Source organism: Iodobacter sp. (genome assembly GCF_025352645.1).
In the GTDB taxonomy this organism is placed as follows: Bacteria; Pseudomonadota; Gammaproteobacteria; order Burkholderiales; family Chitinibacteraceae; genus Iodobacter.
Genome location: NZ_JANXSO010000075.1, coordinates 25,429 through 35,239 on the forward strand (window position 1 = coordinate 25,429; position 9,811 = coordinate 35,239).

At 46.3% G+C, this 9,811-nt stretch carries 9 protein-coding genes and 1 pseudogene; 8 read left to right on the forward strand and 2 right to left on the reverse strand.

Annotated features, from left to right (window positions below; all coding sequences use genetic code 11):
• Nucleotides 1-8 precede the first annotated feature (8 nt).
• The 5 genes from Q0R17_RS09155 (at nt 9) to Q0R17_RS09175 (ending at nt 5,223) form a co-directional block, all read left to right on the forward strand.
• Nucleotides 9-1,610, forward strand: a complete 1,602-nt coding sequence (locus tag Q0R17_RS09155; protein ID WP_293934298.1) for a methyl-accepting chemotaxis protein — start codon at nt 9-11, stop codon at nt 1,608-1,610.
• Between the two features lie 12 nt (nt 1,611-1,622).
• Complete coding sequence (locus Q0R17_RS09160) at nt 1,623-2,186, forward strand: chemotaxis protein CheW (RefSeq protein WP_293934300.1); 564 nt, start codon at nt 1,623-1,625, stop codon at nt 2,184-2,186.
• A 12-nt stretch (nt 2,187-2,198) separates the two neighbouring features.
• On the forward strand, nt 2,199-2,657 hold the full coding sequence (locus tag Q0R17_RS09165) for a chemotaxis protein CheD (protein WP_293934302.1): 459 nt from the start codon (nt 2,199-2,201) through the stop codon (nt 2,655-2,657).
• A gap of 212 nt (nt 2,658-2,869) precedes the next feature.
• Nucleotides 2,870-3,988: a chemotaxis response regulator protein-glutamate methylesterase gene (locus tag Q0R17_RS09170; protein ID WP_293934304.1), complete on the forward strand. Its 1,119-nt coding sequence runs from the start codon at nt 2,870-2,872 to the stop codon at nt 3,986-3,988.
• Between the two features lie 5 nt (nt 3,989-3,993).
• The gene (locus Q0R17_RS09175; RefSeq protein WP_293934306.1) at nt 3,994-5,223 is read left to right on the forward strand and encodes an EAL domain-containing protein; all 1,230 of its coding nucleotides are present in this window, start codon (nt 3,994-3,996) and stop codon (nt 5,221-5,223) included.
• Between the two features lie 74 nt (nt 5,224-5,297).
• Here the strand turns inward: Q0R17_RS09175 and rmuC are convergent, their stop codons facing one another.
• Complete coding sequence (rmuC, locus tag Q0R17_RS09180; protein WP_293934308.1) at nt 5,298-6,773, reverse strand: DNA recombination protein RmuC; 1,476 nt, start codon at nt 6,771-6,773, stop codon at nt 5,298-5,300.
• A 67-nt stretch (nt 6,774-6,840) separates the two neighbouring features.
• Here rmuC and flgA point away from each other — a divergent pair, with 67 nt between their 5' ends.
• The 3 genes from flgA to Q0R17_RS09195 all read left to right on the forward strand — a co-directional run bounded on the left by flgA (nt 6,841) and on the right by Q0R17_RS09195 (nt 9,674).
• The gene (flgA, locus tag Q0R17_RS09185; RefSeq protein ID WP_293934310.1) at nt 6,841-7,518 is read left to right on the forward strand and encodes a flagellar basal body P-ring formation chaperone FlgA; all 678 of its coding nucleotides are present in this window, start codon (nt 6,841-6,843) and stop codon (nt 7,516-7,518) included.
• 93 nt (nt 7,519-7,611) lie between these two features.
• The gene (locus tag Q0R17_RS09190; RefSeq protein ID WP_293934312.1) at nt 7,612-8,841 is read left to right on the forward strand and encodes a DUF1615 domain-containing protein; all 1,230 of its coding nucleotides are present in this window, start codon (nt 7,612-7,614) and stop codon (nt 8,839-8,841) included.
• 56 nt (nt 8,842-8,897) lie between these two features.
• Entirely contained in the window at nt 8,898-9,674 is a 777-nt protein-coding gene (locus Q0R17_RS09195) for an arylamine N-acetyltransferase (protein ID WP_293934314.1), read from the forward strand.
• Nucleotides 9,675-9,680: 6 nt separating this feature from the next.
• Here the strand turns inward: Q0R17_RS09195 and Q0R17_RS09200 are convergent.
• Nucleotides 9,681-9,811: pseudogene (locus tag Q0R17_RS09200) on the reverse strand (IS701 family transposase); the annotation flags it as partial.

Sequence of the window (9,811 nt, forward strand, 5' to 3'; positions counted from 1 at the left end):
AGAGAAAAATGTTTTTGGTTAGAAACTTAAAATTAGGTAAAAAATTAATCATAGCCTTTATGGCCATTGCTAGCTTGTCGCTTATAACAGGGATTATTGGCTTAATAAAAATAAACACCATGAATGATTTAATTTCAGACATGTATATAAATCAATTAAAACCAATAAAAGACATTGCCAACGCCAATACTAACGCTATTTACGTGGCTAGAAAACTAAATTTTTACTTAATTGCACACGATAAAGAGCTAAGAGAAAAAACATTTATTGAAATGGGCGCTAACGAAAAAAAAATGTTTAATTTTATACAAAGCTATCAAGCCTCACCACAAAGCACAGCCACTGCAGATATTTTGCAACAAATTCCTTTGCTATGGAAAAATTTTAAAATTGCACAGAAAAACGCTATCAATTTAGCCAATAAAAACAACGACGCTGGTGCCAGTAAAATAATTTCAGAGGAAGTTGGCCCTTCATTTCAAAAAATAGACGATGCCCTATCCGCACTGCTCGATGCCAATGAAGATCGCAGCAAAGCCCTCTTTGAAGATGCACAAGCATTGGCCAATAAAATAAACCTACTCATGTCTATCGTTATTAGCAGCAGTTTTTTAATTGCTATTGTTATTGCGCTATTTATAACCCGACAAATAACCCAGCAAATTGGTGGCGAGCCCAGTGAAGCCGTACGTATTGCCAAACAGGTCTCTGAAGGCGACTTAAGAAATACCAGCACCTTGGTTGCAGGGGATCAATCTAGCGTCTTATTTGCGTTGCACACTATGTGTACGACCTTAAGCAATATCATGAGCGAAGTGCATGGCACCTCTGATGCCCTTGCTAGTGCCTCTGAACAAGTGAATGCCTCCTCACAGAATTTAGCTCAAAATGCTTCAGAGCAAGCCGCTAGCATAGAGCAAACCAGTGCCGCATTAGAGCAAATCACCTCGACCATTTCCCAAAATAGCGAAAATGCAAAAGTCACAGAAGGCATTGCAAGCAATGCCTCTAGTAATGCCATCGAAGGCGGCGCAGCCGTAAAAGAAACAGCGCGGGCCATGCAGCAAATTGCTAATCGTATTCGTATTATCGATGATATTGCCTATCAAACTAATTTGCTGGCCCTTAATGCCGCCATTGAAGCCGCCCGTGCGGGGGAGCATGGCAAAGGCTTTGCCGTGGTTGCTGCAGAAGTGCGTAAACTCGCCGAACGTAGCCAAATTGCCGCCCAAGAGATTAGTGAATTAGCCAGCAATAGCGTTAATCAAGCCAGCAATGCAGGCGATAGGCTGGAAGAAATCGTGCCATTAATCAGAAAAACAGCCGATTTAGTTCAAGAGATATCTGCCGCCTCGCAAGAGCAAGCCAACGGGATCGAGCAAATTAATATGGCTGTTAGCCAATTATCACAAGCCACACAAGGCAACGCGGCAGCGGCGGAGCAGCTTAACTCTACCTCTGAAGAGCTTTCGATCCACGCTTCCCGTTTGCAAGAAATGATCGGTTTCTTTCAAACTGAAAAGACCATACACAAAGCTCTGCACAATATACCCACCCTGCATGCATCGATATCCGTAGCTCAACACGACAATCAATTTATTTCGTATTAAAGGATTACGCTAATGAATATGAATAAATTAAGAAGAAATGGCGAGCTTAAAAACATTGAAGCCGTGCCAGAGGAAAAACAATACCTCACCTTTACCTTGAATCAAGAACTATTTGCCGTTGTTATTCATAGCATTAAAGAGATTATTGAGTATCCTGGCGTAACCGAAGTGCCGCTTATGCCACGTTTTATGCATGGCGTGATTAATATGCGTGGTGCGGTTATTCCCGTTATTGATTTAGCCATCCGTTTTGGTAAAGAGCCCAGCCATCTTGGCCGCCGCTCTTGCGTGGTTATTTTGGAAGTCTTTTTTGCTGATGAATATCATGAAATGGGCGTTTTGGTTGATGCCGTTAATGAAGTATTAGAAATCCCTGCCCATCAAATTGAATCCCCTCCTGAATTTGGCGCAAAAATACGTAGCGAATTTATTGCGGGAATTGGCAAAATTAATGAGAAGTTTGTCATTATTCTGGATGTAAACCATGTTCTTTCTCTGGGAGAAATGAGTTCTATGGTGATTGATGAAATTAATTTCAACCATCCTGCGTTAAGCGCCCCACAAAACGCTGAATAGTGTGAGAGATGCATGTCCACCAAACGCATTTTTTTACTGCCAGGCGATGTACGCTTCGCCCAAGCCCCTGGCTGGCTATACACTATTTTGGGTTCTTGCCTTGCCATTACCGCTTGGCATCCATACAAAAAACACGGCGGGATGTGCCATTTTCAACTGCCTAATTCCAGCAAAAAAGCCGAGCTAAACGGGCGTTATGGACGTGATGCCTTTTCTCTGCTTTGCCAGCAGATGAGTAAATATACCAGCCAGCCTAGTGAGTATCGCTATCAAATATACGGCGGCAGCCAAATATTAAAGCTACAGCCCTCAGTATCAATTGGCGCACGTAATATCCAAGCCGCCAAACAGCTGCTTGCTAACGCGGCACTTGCGATTGATTTTGAAGACACCGGCGGGCATCAGTCACGCAAAATTGAGCTTGATTTGAGCACTGGGCAAGTTTGGGTACAACGTTTAAATCGAGAATAACAATCAAAAGTACCTAGCCCACTCAATATACAAAAATTACGAACGGATGCGGCAAGAAACAGGCGGGGCTAGAACTTTTGTTCAATGATCTCTACCCGCCTCCAAATAAAACCTTTAGTACATTGTGAAACAGCAAATTTACTCACTCAAAATGCACGATGGATATAAACCCCCTATAACTAAGATTATGCTTATCTAGATGGAATTAAATTATGGCCATTAAAGTAATGATTGTCGATGACTCTGCCGTTGTGAGGCAGGTGATGCTCGACACTTTATCTAAGGCCAGCGACATTGTTGTGATCGGGTCTGCGCCTGACCCTATTTTTGCCCGAGAAAAAATGCAAAAAGAATGGCCGGACGTGATTGTGCTTGATATCGAAATGCCAAGGATGGATGGGCTTACTTTTTTAAAACAAATCATGGCCGAACGCCCCACGCCAGTGGTCATTTGCTCATCCCTCACCGAAAAAGGCGCCGAGATCACTATGCAGGCGCTGTCTGCTGGGGCGCTGGCAATTATCACCAAGCCATCTTTAGGTATTCGAGATTTCATTCAAGATAGCGCTTCAGATCTACTACATGCTATTCGGGCAGCATCGATGGCACGCCTACAACGCCCCCGCTCGCCCCCTCCTACACCGCAAGCAAATAACCATAGCACGCTTGCAGGCAGCGTGATGCAAGAGCGAATGAGCTCACCCAAATTATCTGCAGATGCTATTTTGCAAGCAACTGGTAATCACGCCTCTATCCAAACCACTCAAAAAATCATTGCCATTGGCACCTCAACGGGTGGCACACAAGCCTTAGAAAGCATTTTGCCTGAGCTGCCCAAAACATCGCCAGGCATTGTCATTGTTCAGCATATGCCCGAAAAATTTACCGCCACTTTTGCAGCAAGGCTCAATAGCTTGTCGCAAATTGAAGTCAGAGAAGCCAAAAGCAATGATCGAATATTGCCAGGCCTTGCGCTGATTGCCCCCGGCGGTAAGCATTTATTGGTGAAGCGCAACGGCACTCAATATCACGTGGATGTGATCGACGGCCCCCTAGTGAGCCGACACCGCCCCTCGGTAGACGTGTTATTTAGATCGGTTGCCAATGCCGCAGGGCGGAATGCGGTGGGGTTTATCTTGACGGGAATGGGCGATGATGGTGCCAAAGGCTTAAAAGAGCTCCATGACACCGGTGCGCGCACTTACGCACAAGATGAGGCCAGCTGTGTGGTTTTTGGTATGCCCAAAGAGGCCATCAAGCTAGAAGCCACCGATGAAATCATTGCCCTTGAACGCATCCCTGAAGTCATTACAAAACTGTCTAACCGGTGAAAATAATGTCCAAATTACTCAATGTATTTATTGTTGAAGACAGCTTAGTGCAAAGAATGCACGCCGTGGCGCTTTGCGAAGACATAGGCTTAAATATTGTCGGTGAAGCATCTGATGGTACAGAGGCCTTGCTGTTGCTACAAAACATGGATTTGCCTGACATTATGCTGATTGATTTAGAAATGCCGGGCATGGATGGTATTCAACTGATTCAAGAGTTGGCTCATCAATCCATTCCTGTATCGGTGATTGTATCTAGCGCCAAAGAAGACGCTTTGATTGCTTCAGTGGAAACCATGCTGCAAGCTTATGGCCTACCTGTATTAGGCGCGATTAAAAAGCCATTAACAAGGCCGCAGTTAGATAAAGCACTGTGCCGCTTTAAACCCATCACCAAAGATCAGCTACAAATTAGACCAGAGTTAGTAATGGCCGCCTCCGAGATTGCCAAAGCATTGGTTGAGCATCAATTTATTGCCTATTTTCAGCCCAAAATATCAGTCAACACAGGGGTAATTAAAGGCGTAGAAACCTTGATACGCTGGCAACACCCTGAAAAAGGCTTGGTCATGCCATCGCAATTTATTGCCATTGCTGAAGAGCACGGTTTAATTAATGAACTCACTATGGAAATACTTGACCTAGCCCTGCAGCAGTGCCGCCACTGGCATGAACGTGGCCTAAAGATAACCGTTGCGGTTAATTTATCCATGCTGTCTTTATCGGACTCTAACTTTGCTGAGCAAATTGCTCAAAAAGTGGCCGAATTCAATATTGACCCTGCTTATATTATTTTAGAAATCACAGAAACGGCGGTGATGGGCGATGTGGGCAATGCGTTAGGTACACTGGCAAGGCTTAGGCTAAAAGGCTTTGGGCTATCTATCGACGATTACGGCACGGGTTTTTCATCCATGCAGCAATTATCCCGTATCCCTTTTACTGAGCTAAAAATTGATCGATCTTTTGTCGATGGCGCACATAGCAAGCCGCATCTACACGCTATTTTGGCTAGTGCCATTGAAATCTCAAAAAAACTTAATTTAAAAAGCATCGCCGAAGGCGTTGAAGATGCCGAGGATTTGGTCGTGCTGCAGCAATTAGGCTGCGATGTGGTGCAGGGCTACCTAACGGCAAAACCCATGCCTGGTGATGAATTACTGCCTTGGCTAAAAGCCAATAACCAAAACCTGCGCGCGCTATGTAAACCCCCTGGCAACTCATCCACAGAATAAGTCATAAAAAAACCAGGCCGCTATATCAAAATAGTGGCCTAGTTTTTTAAAAGCGCTTAGCTGCTGTGCAAGCCTCAATCAATCAATGCGGCTTCAGGCTCAACCCCTTCTAGCTTAACCTGCTCAATTTCAATAAACCGGCGCGATATTTTATCGCTGGTGATGCTAACCTGCTGCACGTCATCGTTTGCTTGGCGAATATGCGTGGCCAGCTTTTTCATTCTGTCATCAAAGCGAGTGAACTCTTGCCCAAGCTTGCCAAGTGCTTCTTTAATAATATGCACTTGCTTGCGAGTTTCTACGTCTTTAATCACCGCTCTTGCCGTATTGAGCACGGCCATTAAGGTGGTAGGCGATACAATCCACACCCGTTTTGCCATCGCGTGCTGCACCAGCTCAGGGTGATAAGCATGAATCTCTGCAAATACCGCTTCGGCAGGGATAAACATCACCGCGCCATCCGCCGTTTCATTGGGAATAATGTATTTGCTAGATATATCGTCGATATGCTTTTTAATATCACCTCTAAACGCTTTAGAAGCGGCAATTTTATCGATGCTGGTATCAAACATCCTGTGGTAGTTTTCTAATGGAAACTTAGCATCCACCGCCACGGTTCCTGTTGGCTCGGGCAGACGTAAAATACAATCGGCGCGCGTGCCATTAGATAAAGTTGCTTGAAACTCATACACTTGATTGGGCAGCACATTTCTAATTAAATGCTCTAACTGCACCTCGCCAAACGCACCACGGCTGCGCTTATCCCCTAATAATTCTTGTAAGCTCACCACATTGGTGGTGAGGCCATCAATTTTCTTTTGTGCCTCATCAATCGTGGCCAACCGCGCCATCACATTGGCAAAAGTCTCATTGGTTTTTTTAAAGCCCTCATCCAAGCGTTCGGTAACCTTGCCAGAGATTTCACCCAGTTTGGCATCGGCTGTTTTAGTCAGCTCGCCTACTGTGGCCGTCAATTGTGTGGTGGTCAGTGCGAGTGCATTTTGCAATTGCTCCATTTCACGCACCGATTGCTCGGCCAGCATTTGCGATAGCTTCAGTAGGATTTCTTCCCTTAGCGCATCTTGCTTACCCGTAAGCTGACTAGAAATATCACCCAATTGTTTCACCACCAACTCACGTGTTTCAGAAAGCGTGGTGGTTAAAGAAAGCCGCATCGTAGATAAAGATTCTGTTTGCGCAGCTTGTAACCTGGTTAAAGATTCACGCGTTTCTTTTAACTCTTGCCCCACCCCGCCACGCACCCGTTCAAACGCTTCGGTCATGGTATCCCGCAGCCGCTCGCCAGAGCGCATCACCGCATCAGAAAGCTGAGCCCCCTGCTGGGTTAAGGCAGAGTGCGTGTTTTCTGTCTGCCGAACTAGGCCTTCATGCAAGTCCGACAGCATCTCTCTATGCTTGGCCTCCATGTCTTGCGTCAGCGTATCTAAAACATCTCTTTGTGACTGTGCAAGCTGCTGCAAGCGAGCAACCACCAAAGCACCAGCCAACAAAACCACCAAGGTGGTAATTCCAAACAGTAGATCCAACATAGCTATTTCCTTTGCAGCAACCGCAGGATTGTAGGCGATGTACGGCAGTAAGCCTATAATCACTTGTATGAGACCTCTGCTATTTACTTTATTTACGCTATTCAGCTGCGCGGCCCAAGCAACAGACGTCGCCGCCATTCAGCATGCCGCCCAACAATGGTTGGATCTATCCCTTGCAAATAGCACGGGTGTTCCCAGCTATCAACTCAGCAAAATAGATAGCCGGCTACAGCTCGCCGCATGTAAACAATACAATGTGGGCTTACCCAGCGGTTATCGTTTGCTCGGCAATACCATGCTACGCATTCAGTGCGTTGACGGTGCTAGCTGGGGAATCAATCTACCGGTGAAAGTATCGCTACTGGTGACTTACTATGTTGCCGCGAGACCGCTTTCCGCTAATCAAGAAGTAGGCAGTGGCGATGTGATTGCCCAGCAGGGCGATCTTGGCACCCTACCCGGCTCGGTGATTTTAGACCCCGTTCAAGCGATAGGGCGCACGCTGAATACCGCAGTGGCTGCTGGCAAGCCCTTACGCCAAGAAATGCTTAGAGCGGCGATGGTGATTCAGCAAAACCAAAAGGTGCGTATTATTTATCGGGATAACGGCATCGAAGTCGCCAATGAAGGCATTGCCATGAATAATGCCGCCGAAGGCCAGTCTGTGCGGGTTAGGATCAACAATAACAAGCAAATAGTACAAGGCATTGCCACGGCAACGGGCAGTGTAGATGTGAGCGATTAGCCATTATCACCTAAACGGGCAGGATACAAACAAAGGTGGCAAGCCAGCCGCTTTTGTCCTAAGCTCGCATTTTTGCTTGAATTGGCTCTTATCGTGCTGCCTAGTAAACTAAGCCCTATCCTTCTTTGCTCCTTGCTTGCTGCGTGCGCCAGTGCGCCCATCATCGTGCCCGCGCCACCTCCTAACCCTATAGCCAGTGCGCCACTTGATGTCATTCCCCCAACGCCAAGCGCCATTCCAAGCCTACCTGCTATCACCGCTCCACCGCCCGTGGTGGTAGTGGTGCCACCGCCTGCGCTTAAATCGATTAGCCAATTAGAAGCGCAAACGCTGCTCAACCAGCTTTTGCCCACCAAGATCAGCGAGCGCAATGGTTGGAAAAACGATCTGCTGGATGGCTTTACTGCACTCAAAATACCTTACACCCCAGAGTATTTTTGCGCCGTGATGGCGGTGATTGAGCAGGAATCGAGCTGGCAAGGCGATCCGCCCGTGCCAGGCTTGGGTAAAATTGTGTGGAAGCAAGTCGAAGAAAAAGCGGGCAAATATCATATTCCGCTGATAGCGGTACAAACGGCGCTGTTAAAAAGCTCACCAAATGGCAAAAGCTATAAAGAGCGCATTGATAAGCTACAAACCGAAGCGCAAATGAATAATGTATTTGAAGACTTAGCCAGCGATGCCAAAAGATTGAGCCTGCCCTTTAATATGAGCAACCCAATCCGCACCGGCGGCCCTATGCAGGTGAGCGTAGAATTTGCCGAAGGCCATGTACGGGCTTGGCCTTATCCTTACGCACGGCGTGGCAGTGTAAGAAGTGAAGTATTTAGCCGCAAGGGTGGTGTTTACTTTGGCACGGCCATTTTGCTGCAATACCCAGCACCTTACAGCAAAATGATTTATCGCTTTGCTGATTTCAATGCAGGCCGCTATGCCAGCCGTAATGCAGCTTTTCAAGCCGCACTGAACAAGCTGACTCATGACAGCATGGATTTAGATGGCGATTTACTGCGCTATGAAAACGGCAACCCAAGCCGCCAAAGCAGCGGCACAGAAAAAGCGCTGCAATCCATGGGTAAACGCTTAAATCTAAGCCATGAAGAAATCCGCCGTGATTTGCTGCTAGAAAAGCTGAGCGGCTTCGGCCAAACCCCGCTTTACCAGCGCTTATTTGCCCTAGCAGGCAATATGCCGCGTGAAGCACTGCCACAGATTGATTTAAAAAGCCCAAAAATCACGCGCAAACTCACCACAGAATGGTTTGCCAAACGCGTTGATGGCCGCTACCAAACCTGCCTGAGCCGCGCCCCCGCCGCTTTTTAACTTTAGGGGCACGCCATGCCGTGCCCCTACTGCCAATATTGATAAGGTCAGCATCTATGCAAGCAAATAATTTTAATCTAACCGACTATTTAAAGCGCATTGGCTACCAAGGCCAAGCCCACGCTGATCTGGCGAGTCTTACCCAAATCATGCGCTGCCAATTATTTACCGTGCCATTTGAAAATTTAGATGTGCAGGCAGGTAAAGTTGTTTCTTTGGTTCCCGAAGATATCGTTAATAAAATAATCCACCAACCGCGCGGCGGTTATTGCTATGAAGTCAACGGCTTATTTGCCATGGCCCTGCAAGCGCTAGGGATTGATTATCACTTTATTGCCGCTCGCCCAATGTTTTACCCAGTAAAAAGGCCAAAAACACATATGGCGGTGATTGCACATATTGCTGGTGAAGATTATTTATGTGATTTAGGTTTTGGTAGCTATGGCATTCGCGCTCCCATTGCGCTGAGCCAAACCGGCATTAAAATTCAACAAGATTTTGATGTTTTTATGCTCGATAAAATAGATGAAAAAACCTATTTATTAAAAGCCGAATTAGAAGGGGAATGGGCAAATCAATATGCGTTTGATTTATACCCACAAGAATGGATAGACTTTAGCCCCGCTAACTTTATGAATTCAACGCACCCAGATGCCATTTTCGTGCAGAAATTACTTATCGTATTACACACCCCTAGTGGTAGGAAAATCTTACTCGGTGACGCCTTAAAAACGGTCAATAAAGGCATTACAAGCAAAGAAACCATAACTCAATTTGAATCCACCCTAAGCCAGCATTTTGGTTTGATACGCCCTAGCGAATCCCTTACATAACTGATGTTACGCAGCCCGCAGGTTTTGTAGTTCCACCAAGGCCTGCTGGGTTGCTTTGATATAGAGCTTGGCGCGTAGCGCAAAGTGGTTAGCTTTGTGCTTGATCTTTAAGCTTTCTAGCTTGAACACCGCGTAAA

What these genes read in the sequence shown, in the direction of transcription:
- Q0R17_RS09155 (WP_293934298.1), top strand. Translation starts at nt 9, where the DNA reads ATGTTTTTGGTTAGAAACTTAAAATTAGGTAAAAAATTAATCATAGCC.
- Q0R17_RS09160 (WP_293934300.1), top strand. Translation starts at nt 1,623, where the DNA reads ATGAATATGAATAAATTAAGAAGAAATGGCGAGCTTAAAAACATTGAA.
- Q0R17_RS09165 (WP_293934302.1), top strand. Translation starts at nt 2,199, where the DNA reads ATGTCCACCAAACGCATTTTTTTACTGCCAGGCGATGTACGCTTCGCC.
- Q0R17_RS09170 (WP_293934304.1), top strand. Translation starts at nt 2,870, where the DNA reads ATGGCCATTAAAGTAATGATTGTCGATGACTCTGCCGTTGTGAGGCAG.
- Q0R17_RS09175 (WP_293934306.1), top strand. Translation starts at nt 3,994, where the DNA reads ATGTCCAAATTACTCAATGTATTTATTGTTGAAGACAGCTTAGTGCAA.
- rmuC (WP_293934308.1), bottom strand. Translation starts at nt 6,773, where the DNA reads ATGTTGGATCTACTGTTTGGAATTACCACCTTGGTGGTTTTGTTGGCT.
- flgA (WP_293934310.1), top strand. Translation starts at nt 6,841, where the DNA reads ATGAGACCTCTGCTATTTACTTTATTTACGCTATTCAGCTGCGCGGCC.
- Q0R17_RS09195 (WP_293934314.1), top strand. Translation starts at nt 8,898, where the DNA reads ATGCAAGCAAATAATTTTAATCTAACCGACTATTTAAAGCGCATTGGC.